The organism is Lysinibacillus sp. FJAT-14222 (assembly GCF_001278875.1).
GTDB lineage: Bacteria > Bacillota > Bacilli > Bacillales_A > Planococcaceae > Lysinibacillus > Lysinibacillus agricola.
Map to the genome: position 1 here is coordinate 1 of NZ_LIYL01000059.1, position 22,860 is coordinate 22,860.

Sequence of the window (22,860 nt, forward strand, 5' to 3'; positions counted from 1 at the left end):
CCGTCCTAGCTAAACAAATTCATTTTTCTTCGAATAAAAATATCGCTCTCTTATTATGGTGATAAGCCAACATTTTTCAAAGTTTTAGATAGATTATTTAGTACTTTGTATTGTGTTACTAAGGTCTTGTTGTTTTTTTGTCAACGTTTTTCGGATAAATAAGCACCATTTGTCAACACGAATAATATGATATAGAAAAAATAAGGGAAGTGGTTGAGTGAATTGGTTAATGATTGTGGCTTTTACTTTTTCATCCAGTATTGATAATTTGGGTGTCGGACTTTCTTACGGGATTCGGAAGATAAACGTTAGATTTGATAAAAATATTTTAATCTCGATTATTTGTTTTCTAATGAGTATGGGAGGCATTTCATTTGGCGTTTGGCTCTCTAAAATTCTTCCAGGTATGCTTCCTGTGATTATTGGAGCGTTATTATTATTTATCATCGGAATTCGGATTATTCTTCTGGCTAAACCACGGAAACAAGAGACTTCAATAGAGGATTGTAACAATGAAATGCAGTCCAATAATGTTCAAGATATTTTAAAAAATCCTGAGGAAGCTCAATTCAAGAAGTATGGAGAAATTGGATGGGGAGAAGCTGTACTTCTTGGCATAGCCTTATCAGCGAATGCACTTACGAATGGGGTAGGTGCAGGTTTACTCGGTCTTTCGCCACTTGTCATCTCAATAACTGCTGCAATCGGGAGTTTTATTACTGTTTGGTTAGGGGTTAAGTTAGGAAGTAAAGTAGCAGATATTCGAATCGGTTCATTCACTTTAGGGCAATTTGGAACAATTATTAGTGGAGTAATTTTGTTAATAGTCGCTTTTGCAGCATTCTTTTAACTAAAGTGTTGACAAAATGTCAACGTAATTATACACTTCTTGAGAATGATAATTTCATATTAGACAACGGCGTTAAGTCCTGTAAGAAGGGAGAATCGAAAATGGCTGAACAGAGAAACAGTAATACTCTTGGTTTATTGCTGAGGGAGTTATTGAAAGAACGTTCATTATCTATGCGGAAGTTTAGTGAACTCACTGGAATCGACACAGCTACGATCTCACGCATAATAAATGGTAAGAGAAAAGCGACACCACAACATTTGGAGAAATTTGCAGATTGCCTTGGAGTTCCTTTAATCCATCTTTTTGAAGCTGAAGGATACCCAGTTGAACAAAAACAAGAAGAGTCAGATTCAGATATTCATACGTCTGTTGACGCAATACAAGCTCTTCTTAAGTCTTCAAATGTTTACGATGATGAACAATTTTCCGTGGCAGATGTTGAACAGAAACTAGAAAGCTATGGACTATATGCGCAAACAGAAGAGGGTAAAAATACAATTCTTAAGGATTTTGATGAAAAAATTCAGAATGTAGGAAGCATAGGTCCCTTTATAAGCAAATTAAAAGAGTTATATGAGAAATTTACATTGGGGAAGGGCACAATTTTTGAACTAACCATAATTGGAAGTACATTATTATATTTTATAATCCCTGTAGATGTTATACCAGATTATTTATTTCCGATTGGTTATTTAGACGATGCAATAGCTGTACAACTTACTACAAAGGCATTACTAAAAAAATAATTTAGCGTTAATGATAGGTGGATATTGATGAGAAAAAGCAAAAAGAGCCGTAAATGGCTAAGGAATTTGTTCTTAACATTCGCATTAGTAATCGTAGCAGGGCTTATTTATTCGGTTTATCAATACAAAAGTGGATTGGCTATGGCAGATGATGGTCCTTATAAAGATGACGGAAAGACCTATGACCCATTTGAAGGTGCAGATGTGCAATTTGGTCAGATTAATGTGCTATTACTGGGAAGTGACGCTAGGGACGAGGATGGTAGATCGGATTCGTTAATGATTGCACACTATGATCAAACGACGAATGATGTAAAACTTATTTCTATTATGAGGGATACGTATGTCGACATCCCAGAGCACGGAATGAATAAAATAAATGCTGCTTTTGCTTTTGGAGGTCCTGAACTTGTAAGGAAAACAATTAAGCAAAATTTTGATATTGATGTTAATTACTACGCTGTTGCGGATTTTAAAGGATTCCCTAAAATTATTGACCTTTTAGCACCTGATGGAATTGAGGTTGATATTCCTTATGAAATGTCCTATGGAATTGGTATGACCTTACATCCTGGAAAACAAACTTTACATGGTGACGGCTTATTAGGCTATGTACGATTCCGCCACGATCGTTTAAGTGATTTTGGACGAGTGGAACGCCAACAAGAGGTTTTAACGAAGGTGAAAGAACAAATCGGTGTTTCAAGCTTAATGAATTTGCCAAAATTACTTGGTGTTGCAGATTCATACTTTGATACAAATGTTGATAATAAAACAATCCTTACCATTGGAAAAGGGATTGTAAATGGAAAATCTAGTATGGACACTTTACGAATTCCTATTGCAAATTCTTATGAAGATAAACGTACGAATGTAGGAGATGTTTTAGATATTGACTTAGATAAGAACAAACAGGCATTAGAGGAGTTTTTATCATCGAAGGACAATGAAAAAAATGACTAAAACAGATTAAGTTTCATCTAAGAAGACAGGTTAATATACAATAAAATAAGAGTATGTTTTGAACAATTATTTCAAAATATACTCTTATTTTCATATTAACTGATAAGATAAATTACTTTTGCTACCAAAATCCTTTCATTTTTTTGTGCAAGCATATCCACTAAGGTTCTCTTCAAATTTTGAAACAAAGTCATGTTTTTGATCATAAAAAGGAAAGACGTCAATTTAGCATTAGTTTCGATGAACCGTACCATAAATAAATGCGGTTTTTTCACATAAGTCATCAAGAACATTCATTATTAATGTTTTTGATGGCTTATTTCATTTCTTTGTTAAGAAGGTTAGCTTGAAATTAACTATGTAACTTTATATAGAAGGGTAAGTTATTGTGCGCCTACGTTTGTAGATTTAAATTAAGATACAAGAGAGAATTTGTTTAAATGATAAACACTTAAAAAGAAGAATCTTATTGATTGGTATAAAAACATAATAAAAGGAGGTATTCCTAAATTTAATGTTAGGATACCTCCGTTGGCTTTTTATAAGTGCTTTATTTTTAATTTTCAAACTTCCGATATTCCGTATATTCGCCTTCATATTCGCCAAGGCCTAAATGACCGCAAGAGCCGTACATATTTTCAACATGGATTTCATCATAATATTTAACTAAATCAAATGAGCAGCCATTTAACTCATATGATGCCACATCCTCAGAAATTAGCTGTGCGTCACGAGTTGTATAGTCATGATGCCATGGCATTTGGCCGCCTGCTAATGTTCCATTTGTAGGGTCATAGCGATAGCCATTAACAGATGTAAATGTAATTTTTGTCGGTGTCACTTTATCAATACGAAGTGATGTTATTACACCTGTTCCTGTATAGCCTGGATTAGTGTAATAGCCTAACCAATGTGAGCGCTCTACTTGCGAAGATCCTTTTGCATAAATTGATACATCATGTGAATCTTGATTCCAAGAAACTGTCGCCCCTAATGCTTCACTAATAAAGCGTAATGGCACTAATGTTGTCCCTGATTTTATAATCGGTGCTTCTGACACAGCTAATGCGTTGCCGTTAATTTTTGCTTTTTTTGAACCGACCATTAGCCAAACCGTTTTCGTGCTATTTTTCGCTGTAATCGTTTTATCTTTCGCATTCCAGCTTACTGTTGCACCCAATGTTTCAAATACGCCTCGCAGTGGTACTAGCGTTACGCCATTTTGAATAATTGCATCACTGTGATAGCTTTGTGTTTGTCCGTTTGCTACGTATACATTGATGCCAAAGTAGGCAGAAGCATTATGTGCTTGTAAACTAAATGTAACGATGCATGTCATAGCAATAATAAAATATTTAAAAATCTTATTCATAGTATTCTCTCCTTCTAATGACTTACTGATTGAATAATTTTATTTTATTCTAGTTAATTCTTTTTCTGATCTAATTTTGTAACTTCAAAGTTTTCGGCATTTACATATTTCTCCTTTAACAAACAATATTATACTAGTATAAAACAAAGGTGATGGAAAATCACCCATTTTTTTAATAGATTTTTACTAGTTTTATAATATACTTATTAGGAGTAAAGATTTAGGTGCTTTCAAAAAACACAATTATTAAAATTATTATTTAAGTTTTATTATATTAATGTATAATATGCTGATGTATATGGAAGGAGGAGTAAAAATGGTTTTTTGTATTCACTGTGGTCATCAAAATGCAGAGGAAACTAAGTTCTGTGAGAACTGTGGTAAACCTATTAATTCGGTAATGGAAACAAAATTTGAATCGAATAATTCCGTAGGACCTCAGCATTCTAAACAAAATGTAAAAAAGAAGCCTATGTCGAAGAAGAGTAAGTTTACAATCGTAGGTATTGCAGTAATGATCGGGTTAGTTGTGATCGCAAATATTGCTATTACGAAAATGTTAGATCCGATGAAGCAGATTGAAGCGATGGATTCCGCATTGAAACAAGAAGATTATCAAGCGTTTTTAGAGGAATTCCAAATTCCTAAAAAATCGATTTATGATGCTGAAAGTTTTTCTTTGTATGTAAAGGAAAATGGGTGGAGCGCAATTCGTGATAATTTAATAGAGGAAGTAAATTCTTTAGAAAATGGTGAATTTGCAGATCCCATTAGTGATAGTCATGGTACAGATTTGATAACGGTTCTACAAAAGAAAGTCTTGTTTGGGCTATTTAAAAAGGTAGAATTCAAATTGGTTCCAATAGAAGTCTACACTGAAGCGCCATTTAAGGATATGGAAATTATCATTAATAATCATAAAGTTAAAACGGATAACGAAGGCACACAATTATTGGGGCAGTATTTGCCTGGTGTTTATGCCTGGAATTATACGTATGATGGTCAGTGGGCTAGCTTGAAGAATAGCGGTGAACTGGCAATCCGAGGCAATGGATCAAATAAGCTGGAAATTGATATTGATTGGGATATGACATCTCTAGAATTAGATTCTGAAATAGAAAACGCAATCGTTTATGTGAATGGGAAATCCACTAAATTTACTGTTTCAGAAATAGGGGAAATGTATCCTCTTCCAGCTGACGATAGTATAAAGATTTATGCTGTTGCCAAAAACTCAAAAGGTCAAGAGGTTCAATCAAATATCATTACTACAGATGCCCGATATGCTTACTTTCAATTTCCAGAAGATACAACACAAGTAAATCAAACTACTATTGAAGAAGAACAAGAAAAAGTTATAAATGGAAGTCAAAAAGATGAGTACATACAGAAGCTAGATTCGATTGATGCTGGTTTAGCAGATCTTGAACATTTGTATACTAATAAAGATAATACAGAAATTTTAAAAGCAGAAGAAGAAACATATAAAAGATGGGATAATATCTTAAATGAAATTTATGCTCTGTTAAAACAGCAACTTTCTAGTGGTGACATGGAGAGTTTAAAAGGAGTACAAATAGAGTGGATTAAAGACAAAGAGAGTTCTGCCAAAAATGCGGCTTCAAAGTATGCTGACGATGAAATGAAAGAAATTACAAAGTATAAAATTGAAGCTCAATATACGAAAGAAAGATGTTATGAGCTAGTAAAAAATTATATGAAATAAACAAGTGAAAAAGAGCGTTTTAAAATCTATGCTTTACATGCCTCATACTGTCCATATTGCTCGACGTTCATCTATATCGAAGCGTTAGTCCATTCCTGAGAACCTTATCATAAAGTGTGGTTTATAAAAGACTAACTAAAATGTTGATTAATAACATTTTAGTTAGTCTTTTATTTTTCATCGTGTGATGTTAATTTATTGATGAGATTTTTAAGCGTCTTCATCGTTTCAGGATTGTTTGTATCTATTAATTGGTTATTATTTAACTTCTATTAGCAAATGTTTTTGGTAGCGAAAGCGAAGCGTCAGCTACATATGTCTTTGGTAGCGAAAGCGAAGCGTCAGCTACAAATGTCTTTTGTACAGAAAGTATAGCGACAGGGACGCAATTATGCTGAGGCATAATTGATAGGCATAAATATGGTGGGATATAAAAAAAGGTAGCTGACGAATTCATCAGCTACAAATGTTATTTTTCAAGCTTTGTTAACGTTTTTCCGCTCCAACCAAAGATAATCGTCAAAATTGGTCCGAGTAGACAGAAGAAGGTAAATGGCAGGTAAGTTGTTGTTGGGATATCTAGTACACTAGCAATGAACATACCACAAACACTCCACGGAACAAGAGGATTGACTACAGTACCTGCGTCCTCCATAACACGGGATAGATTTTTCGGGGCAAGTCCAACCTTCGCAAACTGTGCTTTAAATGCTTCACCAGTTAGTAAGATTGATAAGTACTGCTCACCGATTAATGTGTTGACACCAATCCCTGTAATGGCAGCTCCAGTAATAACAGAGCCAGCGCTTTTAAAGAAGCTCTCTACCTTCGCTAAAATACTTTGAATAATGCCGAGCGTAAACAAAAGACCGCCCATGGTTAATGCTAGTAAGACTAAGGCAATTGTAGCTAGCATACTGCTCATACCACCACGTGTCAGTAATGCGTCTACGTCCTTATTACCAGTATCAGAGACATAGCCTTCAAAAAGGATTTTAAATACATTTGACAATGCAATAGGTTCTTGTATATAGGCAAGTCCAACACCAAGAATTGAAACGACTGCAAGTGTGATCAGTGCAGGCGCTTTATAAATAGTCATAATAACTAGAACGACAATTGGTAATAATGTATACCAATGAATAAGTCCAGTAGACAGTAGTCCCTCTTTATATTGCTCCACTGTATCAAATGATGTATCTGCTCCTGTTGGCGATAATATAGCATAAAGCACGAATGAGATCCCGAAAGCTGGAATCGTTGTCCAACCCATATTTTTAATATGCTCGAAAAGATCTACACCAACCGTACCAGAGGCAAGATTTGTTGTATCCGATAGCGGAGACATTTTATCCCCAAAGAAAGCTCCAGAAACAATCGCACCAGCCGTTATAGCTAAAGAGATGTCCATTGCACCAGCGATTCCCATGAAAGCAACGCCCACTGTCGCAACCGTTGTTAAAGAGCTACCAACTGAAATGCCGACGATACTACAAATTAAAAATACGATTGCAAAGAAAAAGCTTGGTGAAACCGTTAAAAAGCCGTAGTAGATAAGCGTTGGAATTGTGCCTCCCATAATCCAGCTCGAAATTAAAATACCAATAAAGAAGAAAATAAAAACTGCTCCAAGACCAGCACTTGCACCTGCAACCATCCCAGCTTCAAGCTCTCGGAAAGGAACTTTTTTTAGTAATCCATAGGCAATTAAAAGTGAAATGATAAGGAAAATAGGTATATGGGGTGTTGCTTTTAAATACCCAATACTGAATGCCATCATGGCAATAATTAAAAGTATGATGAAGCTTGCCTCAATAAATCGAGGGTTACTCTTTGCTGCAATTCGAAACATGCTAATCCTCCTAATAGTCGCTTCTCCGCTTCAACGCGGTGAAGCCTAAAAGAATTATAGCACGCTAATAAATTTTGTCAATTGGCTGAAAAAATTTGTAAATGAAATTGGTAGTGCTTTTCTTGCCAATTTCTAAAAAATGGCCTTAATGGATACTGATATAATCCCATGCATTTTTGATAATTAACGTACAAGTCATGATGATAAAAATAATACGCATCATTTTTGTCCCACGTTTTAGCGCGAATTTTGAACCCAATATCGCACCGAAAATCATGACGAAGCCCATAGGTAGTCCGTATAAAAAATTGACCTCTCCTAATAGTAAAAACATACTAAGCGCCGCTAAGTTCGATGTGAAATTAAATGCTTTTGCATTGCCTGCAGCTTGTAAGAAATCATTTCCTAGCATTAATAAAATGAAAATAAAAAAAGAACCAGTACCAGGTCCAAAGAAACCATCGTAAAAGCCAATTGCTGCAAACGCGCCAATAAAGGCTATTTTTTTTGCAGTACTTAATGTCCGCTCTTCAGGCTGCTGACCCCAATCTTTTTTGAAAACCGTATAAGTGGTAACTAGGACGAGCATAACAAGCATAAGAGGCTTTAAAATAGCTGGTGATACAAGATGTACGGTGTATGCTCCAATAAACGAGCCAATAAAAATAAAAGGTATTATTTTTTTATTCTTTTTAACATCAACCTTGCCTGCTCGTAAAAATGTCAACATGCTTGTCCCATTGCTAATTGTATTCGCAAGTTTGTTTGTGGCGATAGCAGTACTAGGAGGTAAACCAACAGCCATGAGTGCAGGTAAGGAAATCAATCCTCCGCCACCGACAATTGCATTCAAAAAGGATGCGATAAAACCAAGCATTAAAAGTATTGCAAGTGATAGTAAATCGATGTCCATATGTATGATGCTCACATCCTTCTTTAGCGGTATATTTCTTATAACAGTACTGCGAATTGAAATAAATAACAATGAAGTCTCTCTTTTGAAGTAAAAATCGTTTACAATTCCTTAACATTAATAACAATGAAAAAACAGAAGAGAAAAAAGTTTTTTTAAGTGTTTTTATAAAAATAAAAGAAAAAACGGTAATATTTGAAGAAAAAACGGTGATTTTTATTAACGAGTTTCCAACGTTTTCAACTTAGAAAAGCACCTAAAAATAAATGTGGCAAATTTAATATTACATTTTTGTAAATTCAACTCGTTTATGTTTAAAAATCTGTAGAATTGTGTAAAAGTTTTGTTATGATGATTGCAGAAATCGACAATATTTATTCAACAGGAGGAACATGATGTTCAACTCAAATAAGCAAGATCCATTTTTTAAGGCATTGTTAAACATTTCTAAAAATGTCAAAGAAGGTATTTACTATGCACATAATGCACGTATTGAAAATATAGATGCGCTGAAAGAGATCGCAGACACAATGAAGCAATATGAAACAAGTGGAGATAAATTGATTCACGAGCTTATCGTCATGCTGAATAAATCATTTATGACGCCTATCGAGCGTGAGGATATTTTATCGCTTGCCAATAAATTAGATGATGTCATTGACGGCATGGAAGGCTGTATTGCTCATTTTGACATGTATAATTTAACAGAAGTTACAGATCCGATGCGTCAATTCTTAACATATATTGCGAAAAGTACAGATGAAATGGTCCAAGCAATGGAACTATTAAATAGCAGAAAGCTCGTTGAAATGCGTAAACATGCTATTCAAATCAAGGACTATGAGCGTGAATGTGATGAAATTTTCCGTTCTTCTATGAAGCAATTATTTATTCAAGAAAAAGACCCAATGCGTATCATCGTGTTCAAGGATATTTACGAACAATTTGAAGATATTGCAGACAGCTGTCAAACAGTAGCAAATACAATTGAAACTATAATTATGCGTAACGCGTAAGATGGAGTGTACGAAATGGATACGATATTACTGATAACAATATTAGTCGTTATGTTCGCACTTGTATTCGATTTTATTAACGGCTTCCATGATACAGCCAACGCGATAGCAACTTCTGTATCAACAAGAGCATTGAAGCCGCGTACAGCAGTATATATGGCTGCGGTTATGAACTTCATCGGAGCGATTACATTCGTTGGGGTAGCGAAAGCATTAACTAAAGATATTGTTGACCCATTCAGCTTGAATGCTTTTGATGGAGATATTACAGGTTCTGTCGTTATTTTAGCGGCACTATTATCAGCGATAACATGGAATTTAGTAACGTGGTACTTTGGAATCCCGTCTAGTTCATCGCATACATTGATTGGTTCTGTGGCAGGTGCTGCCATTGCAGCGGCAGGCTTTAATGTATTGAACTACAGCGGCTTTATAAAAATCATTCAAGCACTTATCTTCTCACCATTACTTGCGTTTGCGGCTGGTTTCTTAATGATGACTTTAATGAAAGTTTTATTTAAGGATACAAATTTATATCGAACGAATAAAGGCTTCCGAACAATGCAAATTGGTACTGCCGCTTTACAATCATTTACACACGGTACAAACGATGCGCAAAAGGCGATGGGGATTATTACGCTTGCTTTAATTGCAGGAGGATTGCATCACACAGATGATATTCCTTTATGGGTACGTTTTGCAGCAGCATGTGCGATGGGGCTTGGTACATCAGTAGGTGGTTATAAAATCATCAAAACAGTTGGTGGTAAGATTATGAAAATTCGTCCAGTCAATGGTGTTGCAGCAGACATTGCTTCTGCATCTATCATCTTCGGAGCGACATTAATTCATTTACCAGTATCCACTACACACGTTATTTCTTCATCCATCATGGGTGTAGGTACAGCACATCGTGTAAAAGGTGTTAAGTGGGGCATGGCACGTAAAATTGTGACGACATGGGTGATCACCATGCCAATTTCCGCAGTCATGGCTGCAGCTATTTACTTTATATTAAGTTTATTTTTCTAACATAATGGAAGGAATGCACAACTTACGTGCATTCCTTTTTTTATTTGTCGGAGAGAAGGGCGGAAGTGACGGATAGAAAAGGCAAAGCGAAGGAAAGCTCATCCTCAACGACGGAAAGAAATGAAGGTGACGGAAAGCCCGAGGAGAACGACGGATAGAAAAGGAGAAGCGAAGGAAAGCTCATCCTCAACGACGGAAAGAAATGAAGGTGACGGAAAGCCCGAGGAGAACGACGGATAGAAAAGGCAAAGCGAAGGAAAGCTCATCCTCAACGACGGAAAGAAATGAAGGTGACGGAAAGCCCGAGGAGAACGACGGATAGAAAAGGCAAAGCGAAGGAAAGCTCATCCTCAACGACGGAAAGAAATGAAGGTGACGGAAAGCCCGAGGAGAACGACGGATAGAAAAGGCAAAGCGAAGGAAAGCTCATCCTCAACGACGGAAAGAAATGAAGGTGACGGAAAGCCCGAGGAGAACGACGGATAGAAAAGGCAAAGCGAAGGAAAGCTCATCCTCAACGACGGAAAGAAATGAAGGTGACGGAAAGCCCGAGGAGAACGACGGATAGAAAAGGCAAAGCGAAGGAAAGCTCATCCTCAACGACGGAAAGAAATGAAGGTGACGGAAAGCCCGAGGAGAACGACGGATAGAAAAGGCAAAGCGAAGGAAAGCTCATCCTCAACGACGGAAAGAAATGAAGGTGACGGAAAGCCCGAGGAGAACGACGGATAGAAAAGGCAAAGCGAAGGAAAGCTCATCCTCAACGACGGAAAGAAATGAAGGTGACGGAAAGCCCGAGGAGAACGACGGATAGAAAAGGCAAAGCGAAGGAAAGCTCATCCTCAACGACGGAAAGAAATGAAGGTGACGGAAAGCCCGAGGAGAACGACGGATAGAAAAGGCAAAGCGAAGGAAAGCTCATCCTCAACGGCGGAAAGAAATGAAGGTGACGGAAAGCCCGAGGAGAACGACGGATAGAAAAGGCAAAGCGAAGGAAAGCTCATCCTCAACGACGGAAAGAAATGAAGGTGACGGATAGTCCGAGCAGAACGACGGATAGAAATGGCAAAGCGACGAAAAGCTCATCCTCAACGACGGAAAGAAATGAAGGTGACGGATAGTCCGAGGAGAACGACGGATAGAAATGGCAAAGCGATGAAAAGCTCATCCTCAACGACGGAAAGAAATGAAGGTGACGGAAAGGCCGAGCAGAACGATGGATAGAAAAGGCAAAGCGAAGGAAAGCTCATCCTCAACGACGGAAAGAAATGAAGGTGACGGAAAGCCCGAGGAGAACGACGGATTGAAAAGGCAAAGCGAAGGAAAGCTCATCCTCAACGGCGGAAAGAAATGAAGGTGACGGAAAGCCCGAGGAGAACGACGGATAGCCAGATCTATGGTAATTATAAAGAAAGTGTAAAGTTCGGAAAAAAAGACTTTTTACATAGTAAGGTTAGTACAGGAGGAAAACAGATGAGAGAAAAGCTATTACTGATTGAGGATGATACGGCGATTGGACGTATTGTGAAGGATACGCTTGAACAAGAGGGTTACCAAATTACTTGGGCAACAACTGGACTTGAAGGTCTAACTGATTTTCAAGCGGATTCGTTTGATTTAGTGTTAGTCGATTGGATGTTACCTGAGATGGATGGTCTTACTGTTTGCCAAAATATTCGTTGGGAAAGTGATGTACCTATTTTAATGATGAGTGCGCGTAAAGAAGAGGCAGATAAGGTTGAGGGCTTGCAGGGCGCTGATGATTATATAGCGAAACCCTTTAGCTTAGAGGAGTTAAAGGCACGTGTAGCCTCACACTTACGTCGCTGGAAACGTTATAACAAAAATGAAATAACAGAAGATATATCATCCTTTACACATGGCTTAGAAATTGATTGGCAAAAGGAAACAGTGCGGCTTGATGATAAAAAGCTTGCCTTAACACAAAAGGAATTTGCTCTATTAAAACTACTTGCGAAAAATCCAAGCCAAACCTTTTCAAAAGAAGAGCTATATCAGCATATTTGGCAACAGGCGAGCGTAGATGACACACATACAGTCACGGTACATATAAAGGCGCTACGAGAAAAGCTAAAAGACCCAGTCAAAACGCCATATTATATACAGACGGTTTGGGGCAAAGGCTACCGCTTTATTGGTGAGCCGATATGAAAATTAAAACATGGTTACTCATCACTTTTTTCATCGTGATGATTTTACCGATAGCAGGTGCTTATAGCCTTTATGTGTGGATTAATGCCTATTATCAAGATAAAAACGGAGTTGCTGAGTATTTCGAAAAATTAACAGAGCTCAATCAGGTAAAGTCTGTTCTCGAAAATCCTATGTATTATACAAAAAATGCGGATATCAAAGATATTGAAGCACTAACGAATGATCATCTTGCAATTACACTTTATTCGAAATCAGGCTTGTTTTTGTATTCCTCAAATCCATTGAAATCGGTGTCGGGGATTGATTCTAAAGATAGTATTTTTAAAGGTTTATATGAGCTAAAGCAAAATTACAATGCCTTTACTTATAAAGAACCTGTTTATCAAGATGGAGAATTGCTTGGGGTTTATGAGATTCAATTAGTGAGGACGGATTGGGTAAAAGGCGTAGAAAGTCGTTCTTGGCTTGTAATAGCAAGCTCTATATTATTATTTCTCCTTATTTATTTTGCAGTTATGATGCTACTTAACCGTAGATTAAATAGACCGTTACATGAACTGATGCGGCAAATGCGTGCTTTTGCAAAGGGGGAGCATGTGGAATCAAATTTAGTGGCAAGAAAAGATGAAATTGGGGAACTTGCTCAAACCTTTCTTGCCATGCAGGACGAAATTGAAATCGCTCGTACTCACTTAAAAGCTGAACAACAGCAAAAGGAGTTAATGATTGCAAGTATTTCCCATGATTTGAAAACACCTCTTACAGCTATTCAAGCATATGCTGAGTCTTTACAAAGCAAGACATTATCAGAAGAACAGCAAGACGAGTACCGACAAATTATTTTAACAAAGTCTGAAACGATGAAGCATATGTTAGAGGATTTATTGATGTACACTTTACTGCAATCGACAAGCTATCATTTAGAACTTGTTGCAGTAGATGGGGCAGAGTATTTTGAAATGGCACTGTCTGATTATGAGCAACTATGTAAGGATCAAGGATTTATGCTTGAAGTTACTTGTGACATAGAGGGTATGTACGCAGTGCATCCGAAGCAGCTCCAACGGGTGATCGACAATTTAATGAGTAATGCTTGGCGCTATGGAGCAGTAGATACAGCGATAGGTTTAGCAGCCGTGAATGCCGGGAAGAGTCCAATATGGTGCTTTGATTTTGTAAAGCCTGCACTGACAATGCAAGAAGGTATGTATCTCATTGTGCAAAATTGCGGCCAAGGTGTAAATAAAGAAGGTATTGAGAAGCTATTTGAGCCATTGTACCAAGCAGATACAGCACGCACAAAGGCTGGGGAGCGGGGCACTGGACTAGGATTAAATATAGCAAAACAAATAATAGAAAAACACGGTGGGACGGTAGAGCTAGTATCGAAAGAAGGTTATGGAACAGCTGTACTTTGCTGGTTGCCACCATATGAAGGAGAGATTTGATAATGAATTGGAAAAAATCATTACGTGCAGTAGGTTTAGTGGCCGCACTAACATTTAGCTTAGTAGGTTGTAATACAGAGGGGTCATATTCACCCCAGGAAATTATTGATCAAGCGTTACAGGAAACGACAGAACCACTTACTTATTACGGTGAATACAAAATGGATATGGGTGAGATTGGAGGAAAAGCTCAAGTCGAGGAGTGGACTAAAGATGGTAAACGACGTATTGAGATGACAGCTGAAAATGGTGAGCATATCATCACAGTCAACAATGGCTCACAAGTCATTATATATGATGTTGTAAAAAACACAGTTCATAAAATAGATATTGGCGAAGGTAATTCAGATTTATTCCCATCACCAAGAGATCAGGCAGAATCACTATTTAATTTAGTAAAGGATACACATGATGTAAAAATTGATGGGGAGGAAAAGATTGCTGGAAGAGATACGTATAAAATTGTAGCTAAAGCGAAAAAAGATGATACTTTAATAGATGATATAGAAGTATGGATTGATAAAAAAACATGGATAACGTTAAAAACAATAACGAATAGTGCTGGAAATAAAATGACATCAGAGTATACGAAAATGGATGAAAATGCAAAAATTGATGATGCACAATTTACAATTGATATTCCAAAGGATGCAAAAGTGGAAGAAATAAGTGGAACTGAATCTGAGTCAGTAACACTGGATACAGTGAAGGAAGAGCTTGGCGAATTTTTAATGGTGCCAGAAGAAAATGGACTAACTTTGGATGATATTTCATTAGATAAAGGGCTAGAAGGTCGTTCAGGGTATACTTTCAATTATGTTAAGAATGGTCAACAAGAAATTTCAGTAACGGTTTTTAAAGCGAATAGTAGTGTTATTGAGGTTGATCCTACTTTAGGTGAAAAAGAAATGGACATCCGAGGTCAAAAAGGTACTGTCATGGACATGGATAAATTCCGTTATATTGGCTGGCAGGAAAAGGGCTATCAATATGGCATTATGATTGGAAATCCTGAGCTAACAATCGAAGACCTTGTAGCCTATGCAAAACAAATGACCATCGTTAAGTGAGGTGAAATGTATGAAGAGAAATGATTTTATAAAATGTCTCGCATTGTTTTTATTTAGCACAGTGTTTTTATATGGCGTAGGTGAAACATACGACGTTGCATGGCTGAAATTTCATTTCTTAGGACAATACAATGATGAAGGTTTTTATTTCAGTTTTAGTTCTTTAACCCCTATACTTGGTGGTTTACTAATCGTTGCGTTATATGAAACGAAGATTAAGCGACTTATTTAATTATGAATTTGATGTACCTAAAGAGTATAGGGATTGGAAGGGAGTAAACAGTATTAAGGTTAACTTTACAACGATATACACTTCCCTTCAAAAAAGCTAAAAAATCCACTTTTAAAAATGTGGGTTTTTTAGCGTTGATGAGATACGGACAATAAAATCTGATTAATGATAATTAGTATTGCAAAAATAGATGCTAATTGCGTTCGCCCTGTAGCATATAGAGCTATTACGGCTAAAGAAAAAATCACAAATTCAAGCATAAAATGCCAAGCCCCATCCAAAGGGATCGTTGCTTTGGGTGAACCAAACATACTCCAAAGAACTACGAATAAAACAGGTGTTCCAATTCCAAGTAAAAGCTTGAAGAAAATGCCTTTCCCAGTTTGTAAACCCCAATACCCAAAAGCCACTATCACACAAATTTCTAATAGAAAGCGAAGAGCTAAATTCAACACCATATTATTCCTCCAAAAATTGATTTTTGAAATGTGTTTTTTTTGTGGATCATCACCATAGCGTGTGGTTGATTTCCGTTCCGACTGGGCGCTTTGTAGCTGCCGCTTTGCTTTCGCTACAGAAAACATTTGTTGTTGCTGTCGCTACGCTTTCGCACAGACAAAACAATTGTAGCTGCCGCTTTGCTTTCGCTACAGAAAACATTTGTTGTTGCTGTCGCTACGCTTTCGCACAGAGCAAAGCTTCCTGGGGGCGTCCGATGAGCCGCTTCACTCGCGTTGCTCGCTCCAGGGTCTCATCTGTGACGCTGATCCCCAAGGAGTCGCCCAGTCTCCACTTCAATCAACTTGCATACGTTTTAACAAATGTCATCCACAACTTTTGGTGATGAGTGTTTTTTTTGTAACTCTTTTGTATAGTTTTAACCGTAACGCTGATAGAATCGCTACTTCTAACTTAAGCTATTTGCTGTAAATGAGTTTTAGTAAAGGCTTCATCATATTTTAATCCGTAGCCTAATGCACGATCTAAAAATATATGAGCTAGCCAAATAATAGAGGCCATGAGTAGCGGTGTCGATACAGTGACAAAGCCTATAATCAAGAGAATGGCTGGTAGGACTAAACTATGGCCAATATTGTAAAATAGCGCGCCGACTTTAGTGTTTACAATGTATCCTACCATGCTTATATCAGGTAGTAATAAAAACAATACAAAATAGAGGAACGAAAATTCAAAATGCCAGTAGAAAAATATACTTACTAAAAATGCTATTAAATATTCCAATGAGATAATTTTACGTAGTTTCATGATGACCACGACCTTCCTGTAATTGGTTATACATATCCTCGATAAGTGAACCGATGACCATTTTATTTTCCGCATATTTTCCTTCAGCCATTAATGTTTGAGCGAGCTGTAAGGATTTGAGTGCCTGTTGATAAAAAAGTAACTGCTGCTCAATGTGAGTGATCTTTCCAGAGAATAGCTGTACCGTTGCTTGATTGCAGGAATCTGAAACAGGCTTTTGCTCAAGTGTAAGAAGTTGTTTGATTTCTTGTAATGTAAAGCCGAGCTGTCTTAATACTAAAATAAATTTAATTGTATGTTCACAAGTGACATCGTACACGCGATAGCCATTGTCCCGTTTATTTGGATGTAGTAATCCTTCTTTTTCATAGTAACGCACGGTATCAGTAGATAAATTATACTTAACTGCAAACTGTTTGATTTGCATATGAACACCTCCTGAATTTATCCTAACATTGGAGTATGCTCCAAGGTCAATACAATTTATTGATATTTTTTGAAATTAAGTGAAACGGTCATTTAATGGCAGTCGTTAATAGTATAAGAGGGGGAGGTGACGGCATGCATGAAAAAATGATAGATGAACATGCAGAGCATTTATTGCGTCTCGCTTATTTTTACGTGAAAAATAGACATGCAGCAGAGGATATTGTGCAGGAGGTTTTTATAAAATTTTCTCAACCTAATTATGAGGAACGTGGACAGCTACGTGCTTATTTATCTACGTTAACGATTAATAAAAGCAAGGATTATTTAAAAAGCTGGCATTATAAAAAATGATTTTACAAGAAAAATATTTCCGGTGAAGGCTAACAAACAGCGTGATGAACTGATTGAAGCGAAGGAAAGATCGCATATCGGAGCAGCTATTCTAAAGCTTCCACTAACATATAGAGAGCCAATCATCCTTTACTATTATGAAGAGATGAAGATTGCCGAAATAGCACAGGTTCTAGGTATTGTAGAAAACACTGTTAAAACAAGGCTGAGAAGGGCAAGAGAAATCCTAAAGTCTGATCTAAAGCAGGAGGAATGGGAGGTGCTTGGACATGAATGAATGGCAAAAAGAATTGGTGAAAGTAGCAGGGGATATGGAAGAGAGTAAGGAGTGTGTCAAAAAACGTGTCTTACAGCAGCAAGATGTCAAACCCAAAAAGCCCATTCGTTTCGCGTTTTTAACAGTAATTGTGACGTTATGCTTAGTAGAATTTGTCATGGTGTAGCTACTGAATAAGGAAACGAAACAATCGGCAAACTTGTTTAACGATACACAGCTTGCTCATTTTGAAAATATTATGCGTATCCATTGGCGCGAACAAGACGAGGAATTTTATACAAAAGAGGCATTTGAACGCTACAAGAAGGTAGTTGCTATTGATTATTATGCGAAGTCACTTGATCTTCATTATTCTGAGGCAGAGCTAAAGGCTGTGAGGAAGGAGCACTATGATGAGCTTGCCATGCTACAACAATCACCTGAATATGCGGTTCTTTTTAAAGAGAAAGGATTCAAAAAATATTTTAAGACGTATATTGAGCCGCTGTTACCGATGTATGCAGCTAAAAAAAAGCTTGGTATCTTTTATCTAGAAAAATATCCAACTTTTCCAAACGGTTTGGTACAAGAAATTCGACTCATCCTGTGATGAGGAACCGTTGATTTTCGCGGAGAGTGGTGACTCCTGCGGGATTAGCTTGCGCTGAAAGCCCCGCAGGAACGTAGTGACAAGGAGATTGAAGCCAAGCCCGCGAAAAGCGCCAACTCGGAGTGAAAACCAACCTTTGATTATGGATACGCATTAATTTATATTTATTTTTTGTCGACAAATTGCAAGTCTCTTTCAAGAAGAGGCTTGTTTTTTATATGTAAGGAAATTATAGTTTTTGTACTGATATAAATATAATGAGTCGTTTTAAGAAAATGTTACAAGTTTTCTAGGAATAAATAATCATCTAATGTTAATTTTAGGTTAATTTACTCATTAATTTGAAAATAAATGATTCCGAAGAATTGTAATATTTTACACATGAAGATAGTATTAAAGAAGTAGGGGTTAATATGAGGAGGGGCGGTATGAACACACAAGAATTTGACGAATTATGGATTACGCTAAATGAATTATATAATGCGAATCGCTATTTAGAATATATAGAATTAAGTAGTGCCGCAATTGAAAGTGCCATTGCACTTGGTATGTATAATAAAGCAATCCTGTTATTACGTTATCGCTGTGCAAGCTATTTTCAAACAGGTGATTTGCAAGTTTCCATTAGTGTGCTTGAGCAATATCGTGAATTAACCTTTCAATATGGCGATGATATCGATTTAATCCATCATTATATTTTAGCCTCCATCTATTGGGGGACATTTGGTCATTTAAAGAAATCTGAAGAGTTTATGATCAAGGGACTAAAGATTGCTGAGCGTATTCAACATGTAGAAAGTATGGGGAAAATTTATAATAATTTAAGTGATTTAGAAAACTCCTTAGGAAATTATCAAAAGGCGAAGGAATTTGCATTAAAGAGCCTATACTATGCCAATGCTTTTGAGACGAAGCATGACAATCCTTATACAGGAATTATCCATCCCAAAATAAACTTAGCTGTTGCGCAAATTTGGCTGGAAGAATTTGATGAAGCATATGAAATATTGCAGGAGCTGCTGGTGACGATTCAGAACCCGCCTTATTCCAAGGTGCAATTGGAGGTTATGAATGCCTATGCTCTGCTTAATGAAAAACAGGGAAGCGTTGGCGAGGCCATTGATTTATATCAAAAGGCGAAGCACTATGCCTTACAAAATAATGATTTATCTTTGCTTCAAACCATTTACAATTCTTTAGTAAAGCTTATAGAAGAGCAGGGTAATAAAATTGTGTTGTGCTCGATACAGAAGGAATATATTAACATTTTACTAGAAATACAAAGGGAAAATTATACACATGTGTTATTTGAGATGGAGTACAATGACCAGAAGAAGCAATTTGAAAAAACTTCTTATATTGATCCATTAACGAATATTTATAATCGTCGTTATTTTGATGAGAATGCAGAGAAAATGGTGGAGAAAGCTTCATCAGAAAATCAGCAATTAGCATTAATGATGATTGATTTAGATCATTTTAAAGAAATTAATGATACAAACGGTCATTTATTTGGGGATGATGCTTTGACGATTACTGCTACTACATTAAAAGACTATTTTCAACCGTTTGAGTCGATTGTCGCTCGTTTTGGCGGAGATGAGTTTATTGTTCTTAGTCAATTAAGGGAAGGCGAATCTGTTCAATCAATGACGGAAAACCTCTATCAAACATTAACTGCTCTATCCTTAACAATCAATGATGAGGCCGTTCAATTAGAATTTAGTATTGGGGTAAGTACAAATAAACAAGGCCAGATTACCGAAGTCGAAGAACTGATCCATAGTGCGGACACAGCACTATATACGTCAAAGCGCAATGGCCGAAACCAAATCACAGTCTTTAACCAATATAGTGATGTGGGAAATAGTAAATAATTTAGCGAAAGAGGCATCCAGAAAAAAATGGGGGTGTCTCTTTATATAGTTGGTCTTACCGTCATCGGCATTTGATAATCAATCATAGAGAGTCTGCTTCATTTCAACGAATTTAACGTTGGAGTTTTGCAGATTCTTTTCATTAAAAATTTTTTTTGAAAAAGTGAATCGGAAATGAAGTGGCGTCCGTCAGTAGTTTAGAAAGAAGGTGAGGACAACGATGGATATCGAAAAAATTATTGCAGAGCACGGTGACTATTTGCTAAAGGTTGCTTATTTATATGTGAAAAATGAAGCAACGGCTGAGGACATTGTGCAAGATGTGTTTATCGCCTTTTATCAAAAGCAAGAGCAATTTCGGCAAGAATCATCATTACGTACATATTTAGTGAAAATGACGGTCAATCGAAGCCATGATTATTTGCGTAGCTGGAAAAGTAAACGATTGACACTCTTTGAAAAAATAACAGGGCGTACGACAGCCGTCACGCCTGAAAAAGAATTTCTTGCTAAGTCCACAAAACGAGAGCTAGTAGAAGCTCTGTTTACATTATCTGTGGCATACAGAGAAGTACTGATTCTCTATTATTTTGAGGATATGACGACAGTGGAAATCGCACAGCTAGTATGTTGTCCAGAAGCGACGGTACGGACAAGATTACAGCGGGCTAGAAAGCAACTTGCAACAGCAATCGGTGATTATGATTGGGAGGTGTTACGCCATGAATCAATTTAAAGAAGATGTGCTAAAAGAACTTCGAGATGTAAAGCTAACAGATGAGAAAAAACAGGCAATTGCCCAGAAAACTCGTAGTAAAACTAAACAAAGAAGAAGTAGTCCATGGCAATATCGTGTGGTGCTTGCGACGTTTACGCTTTTTGTCATTGGTTTTAGTTATTTATTATTACAAAATAAAAATTCAGGAAGTCATCAAGCAGCTAGTTTACAGCAAGAAGGGGATACATGGAGCCTATGGACAATTTTGCAATACGATTTAGTAAAAGGTATATTGATTTTTAGCTTTATGGTGGGGCTTGCTTTTTTTGTTAAATGGGTGTTATTAAAGAAAGGATATGGCCTACCAGTGTGCATTGAGTGTGGCGAAACTTGGTCAGAAAAGCAAGCGCGAAGAATGTACCGGAAAAATGGACAACTAGAATGTCCTTATTGTGGGAAAAAACAATATCGCTCAAAAAAATCAATGAAAATGAGTGGTATTTTAACGTTCCCGATTCCATTTATGGCTTTTATGCATATAATCTTTAATAATATTGCAATCGGGACCATTTTCTTTGTAGCGGGTGTTTATATTTTTTATCGTCTATTAGCGCCATATGTATTTGATTTACAAGAAGATGATCCTACCAACGATCCGCTTTGGTAATTTGTGAAGAGAAATTGCTAATTCTTAACGCAAATGGGGAGGCAATTTAATTTGAAAAAGAGTAGTACATATTAATTCGTAGTAACGACTTTTCGAGCTGCAATTATCTCAAAGTGCAGAGGCTCCATAGTTATTCGCTATCGGATTCTTTAAATGAATAAACGGTATGAAAAGCCCCTCCTAATTACTCGGCTATCGAGCGATTAGGAAGGGCTTTGATTATTCTTATTTTTGAAATAATTCAATATCCAGGTCCGCGAAACATTGAGCGGTTACTATTCTTGCAAATTAAACTTTCTGCTTGTCAATCTCCTGGTCCTGTGCCGGTTGCTCTGATTGTGCTGGTTGTTCAGATTGTGTTGGTTGCTCCGATTGTTCTGGCTGTTCAGATTGTGTCGATTGTTCCTCCGACTGCTCTTTCTTCAATCCGGTTTTTTTGCGAATAAAGCCCCAAATCGCGCCGACGGCCACCACAATTATGATCCCGAACTTCTTTAATAGAGGGATGAGCACAGCAAGCAAGCCCGCTTTTTTGGCAACCGCCAGACCCGCGCCTCCAAGAATTAATCCTGTCAAGCCGAATTCAGCTACCTTATCGGTTTTTTTGTCAAAATCCTCATAGCGTTGACCTTGCTTTAAGTTAAACTGCTTTAGGATCTTGTTGTTAAACACTATACGATCGGCCTGCAAATTCGCCGGATCTGAGACGAGTATCGCTGAGATATAGCCTTGGCGGGATAGAATTCGCACATTGTAGTTAATAACACCGTTGTTCTGATTATCATGCGCCAATAATGACCACGACAAACTATGTAATTGGTTGTCGTAGAATGGAGCAACATCCCATTTGTCAACGAATAACTGATTTTCAGGGCTTAACTCCTTATTCATTTCTTCCGTACCTTCTTTGTAGCTGTCTAACAAAGCATCAGCATCGATATCTGTTTTCTCGTCGTCTTTTATATGTCCAGATTCTTCATATTCGAAATAAACGGCCCAAGTCTGTTTTTCATCTTTTGGGAAAACCACACCGATTTCTGACCCGCTCGGTTCCATTCCGCCTTGCTTTAGATACTTTTTCGTATCTTCGGCATTAAGAAAAATAAAATCACTGCCTAACTCCAGTTCCGCTAAATTGGTCCCCACGTCAACTTTCTGTCCACTACCTTCTACCCAATTCAGCTCTTCTTCGGCGAATGCGGGAACCGCACACATCATCATAATTAAAGTCATAACAGTTACTGATTTAAATAGTTTTGCAATCCACGATTTCAAAATAACTTCCTCC

Annotated in this window: 26 protein-coding genes; 18 read left to right on the forward strand and 8 right to left on the reverse strand. The window is 37.1% G+C overall.

Going from position 1 to position 22,860, the window contains the following annotated elements; genetic code table 11:
• The first annotated feature begins 229 nt into the window (after window positions 1-229).
• The 3 genes from ytaF (at window position 230) to AN161_RS23685 (ending at window position 2,562) form a co-directional block, all read left to right on the forward strand.
• Complete coding sequence (gene ytaF / locus AN161_RS23675) at window positions 230-850, forward strand: sporulation membrane protein YtaF (RefSeq protein WP_198926941.1); 621 nt, start codon at window positions 230-232, stop codon at window positions 848-850.
• 101 nt (window positions 851-951) lie between these two features.
• Entirely contained in the window at window positions 952-1,599 is a 648-nt protein-coding gene (locus AN161_RS23680) for a helix-turn-helix domain-containing protein (protein ID WP_053596776.1), read from the forward strand.
• A 27-nt stretch (window positions 1,600-1,626) separates the two neighbouring features.
• Window positions 1,627-2,562, forward strand: coding sequence for an LCP family protein (locus AN161_RS23685; RefSeq protein WP_053596777.1), 936 nt, complete (start codon window positions 1,627-1,629; stop codon window positions 2,560-2,562).
• A gap of 556 nt (window positions 2,563-3,118) precedes the next feature.
• Here the strand turns inward: AN161_RS23685 and AN161_RS23690 are convergent.
• Window positions 3,119-3,934 carry a copper amine oxidase N-terminal domain-containing protein gene (locus AN161_RS23690; protein ID WP_053596778.1) on the reverse strand — a complete coding sequence of 272 codons (816 nt, stop codon included), beginning with the start codon at window positions 3,932-3,934 and terminating at the stop codon, window positions 3,119-3,121.
• Between the two features lie 316 nt (window positions 3,935-4,250).
• Here AN161_RS23690 and AN161_RS23695 point away from each other — a divergent pair, with 316 nt between their 5' ends.
• Window positions 4,251-5,660, forward strand: a complete 1,410-nt coding sequence (locus AN161_RS23695; protein WP_053596779.1) for a lysozyme inhibitor LprI family protein — start codon at window positions 4,251-4,253, stop codon at window positions 5,658-5,660.
• A gap of 469 nt (window positions 5,661-6,129) precedes the next feature.
• Here AN161_RS23695 and nhaC read toward each other — a convergent pair whose 3' ends face one another.
• Complete coding sequence (nhaC, locus tag AN161_RS23700) at window positions 6,130-7,512, reverse strand: Na+/H+ antiporter NhaC (RefSeq protein WP_053596780.1); 1,383 nt, start codon at window positions 7,510-7,512, stop codon at window positions 6,130-6,132.
• 145 nt (window positions 7,513-7,657) lie between these two features.
• Window positions 7,658-8,425 carry a TSUP family transporter gene (locus tag AN161_RS23705; RefSeq protein ID WP_053596781.1) on the reverse strand — a complete coding sequence of 256 codons (768 nt, stop codon included), beginning with the start codon at window positions 8,423-8,425 and terminating at the stop codon, window positions 7,658-7,660.
• Window positions 8,426-8,820: 395 nt separating this feature from the next.
• Here AN161_RS23705 and AN161_RS23710 point away from each other — a divergent pair, with 395 nt between their 5' ends.
• The 7 genes from AN161_RS23710 to AN161_RS23735 all read left to right on the forward strand — a co-directional run bounded on the left by AN161_RS23710 (window position 8,821) and on the right by AN161_RS23735 (window position 15,398).
• Window positions 8,821-9,441, forward strand: coding sequence for a DUF47 family protein (locus AN161_RS23710; protein WP_053596782.1), 621 nt, complete (start codon window positions 8,821-8,823; stop codon window positions 9,439-9,441).
• Between the two features lie 15 nt (window positions 9,442-9,456).
• The gene (locus tag AN161_RS23715) at window positions 9,457-10,473 is read left to right on the forward strand and encodes an inorganic phosphate transporter (protein ID WP_053596783.1); all 1,017 of its coding nucleotides are present in this window, start codon (window positions 9,457-9,459) and stop codon (window positions 10,471-10,473) included.
• A 1,062-nt stretch (window positions 10,474-11,535) separates the two neighbouring features.
• Complete coding sequence (locus AN161_RS29960; protein ID WP_158003094.1) at window positions 11,536-11,697, forward strand: hypothetical protein; 162 nt, start codon at window positions 11,536-11,538, stop codon at window positions 11,695-11,697.
• Window positions 11,698-11,946: 249 nt separating this feature from the next.
• Window positions 11,947-12,645, forward strand: coding sequence for a response regulator transcription factor (locus AN161_RS23720; protein WP_053596784.1), 699 nt, complete (start codon window positions 11,947-11,949; stop codon window positions 12,643-12,645).
• Window positions 12,642-14,096 carry a HAMP domain-containing sensor histidine kinase gene (locus AN161_RS23725; protein ID WP_053596785.1) on the forward strand — a complete coding sequence of 485 codons (1,455 nt, stop codon included), beginning with the start codon at window positions 12,642-12,644 and terminating at the stop codon, window positions 14,094-14,096. Before AN161_RS23720 ends, AN161_RS23725 begins: the two co-directional genes overlap by 4 nt.
• Window positions 14,097-14,098: 2 nt before the next feature.
• Window positions 14,099-15,166 (forward strand): outer-membrane lipoprotein carrier protein LolA, encoded by a 1,068-nt coding sequence (locus AN161_RS23730; protein ID WP_053596786.1) that lies wholly within the window; start codon window positions 14,099-14,101, stop codon window positions 15,164-15,166.
• A 10-nt stretch (window positions 15,167-15,176) separates the two neighbouring features.
• Window positions 15,177-15,398, forward strand: coding sequence for a hypothetical protein (locus tag AN161_RS23735; protein WP_053596787.1), 222 nt, complete (start codon window positions 15,177-15,179; stop codon window positions 15,396-15,398).
• 128 nt (window positions 15,399-15,526) lie between these two features.
• Here AN161_RS23735 and AN161_RS23740 read toward each other — a convergent pair whose 3' ends face one another.
• From AN161_RS23740 to AN161_RS23750, 4 genes are all read right to left on the reverse strand, one after another.
• Window positions 15,527-15,856 (reverse strand): YrdB family protein, encoded by a 330-nt coding sequence (locus AN161_RS23740; protein WP_075807339.1) that lies wholly within the window; start codon window positions 15,854-15,856, stop codon window positions 15,527-15,529.
• 49 nt (window positions 15,857-15,905) lie between these two features.
• Window positions 15,906-16,058, reverse strand: coding sequence for a hypothetical protein (locus tag AN161_RS29965; protein ID WP_158003095.1), 153 nt, complete (start codon window positions 16,056-16,058; stop codon window positions 15,906-15,908).
• A 252-nt stretch (window positions 16,059-16,310) separates the two neighbouring features.
• Entirely contained in the window at window positions 16,311-16,664 is a 354-nt protein-coding gene (locus AN161_RS23745) for a DUF4260 domain-containing protein (RefSeq protein ID WP_053596788.1), read from the reverse strand.
• Window positions 16,651-17,091, reverse strand: a complete 441-nt coding sequence (locus tag AN161_RS23750) for a MerR family transcriptional regulator (protein ID WP_053596789.1) — start codon at window positions 17,089-17,091, stop codon at window positions 16,651-16,653. Before AN161_RS23750 ends, AN161_RS23745 begins: the two co-directional genes overlap by 14 nt.
• A 134-nt stretch (window positions 17,092-17,225) precedes the next feature.
• Here AN161_RS23750 and AN161_RS30810 point away from each other — a divergent pair, with 134 nt between their 5' ends.
• The 7 genes from AN161_RS30810 to AN161_RS23775 all read left to right on the forward strand — a co-directional run bounded on the left by AN161_RS30810 (window position 17,226) and on the right by AN161_RS23775 (window position 21,572).
• Window positions 17,226-17,444 (forward strand): sigma factor, encoded by a 219-nt coding sequence (locus AN161_RS30810; RefSeq protein WP_241774635.1) that lies wholly within the window; start codon window positions 17,226-17,228, stop codon window positions 17,442-17,444.
• A 22-nt stretch (window positions 17,445-17,466) separates the two neighbouring features.
• Window positions 17,467-17,721, forward strand: coding sequence for a sigma-70 family RNA polymerase sigma factor (locus AN161_RS30815; protein WP_241774636.1), 255 nt, complete (start codon window positions 17,467-17,469; stop codon window positions 17,719-17,721).
• Window positions 17,714-17,887 carry a hypothetical protein gene (locus AN161_RS29970; RefSeq protein WP_158003096.1) on the forward strand — a complete coding sequence of 58 codons (174 nt, stop codon included), beginning with the start codon at window positions 17,714-17,716 and terminating at the stop codon, window positions 17,885-17,887. Before AN161_RS30815 ends, AN161_RS29970 begins: the two co-directional genes overlap by 8 nt.
• 33 nt (window positions 17,888-17,920) lie before the next feature.
• Window positions 17,921-18,310 (forward strand): hypothetical protein, encoded by a 390-nt coding sequence (locus AN161_RS23760; protein ID WP_053596790.1) that lies wholly within the window; start codon window positions 17,921-17,923, stop codon window positions 18,308-18,310.
• 428 nt (window positions 18,311-18,738) lie between these two features.
• Window positions 18,739-20,187: a GGDEF domain-containing protein gene (locus AN161_RS23765; RefSeq protein WP_053596791.1), complete on the forward strand. Its 1,449-nt coding sequence runs from the start codon at window positions 18,739-18,741 to the stop codon at window positions 20,185-20,187.
• Between the two features lie 220 nt (window positions 20,188-20,407).
• The gene (locus tag AN161_RS23770) at window positions 20,408-20,923 is read left to right on the forward strand and encodes a sigma-70 family RNA polymerase sigma factor (RefSeq protein ID WP_053596792.1); all 516 of its coding nucleotides are present in this window, start codon (window positions 20,408-20,410) and stop codon (window positions 20,921-20,923) included.
• Window positions 20,910-21,572, forward strand: a complete 663-nt coding sequence (locus AN161_RS23775) for a TIGR04104 family putative zinc finger protein (protein WP_053596793.1) — start codon at window positions 20,910-20,912, stop codon at window positions 21,570-21,572. The genes AN161_RS23770 and AN161_RS23775 overlap by 14 nt, the downstream gene beginning before the upstream one ends.
• 288 nt (window positions 21,573-21,860) lie before the next feature.
• Here the strand turns inward: AN161_RS23775 and AN161_RS23780 are convergent, their stop codons facing one another.
• Entirely contained in the window at window positions 21,861-22,847 is a 987-nt protein-coding gene (locus AN161_RS23780) for a DUF2167 domain-containing protein (RefSeq protein WP_075807340.1), read from the reverse strand.
• Between the last annotated feature and the right edge of the window lie 13 nt (window positions 22,848-22,860).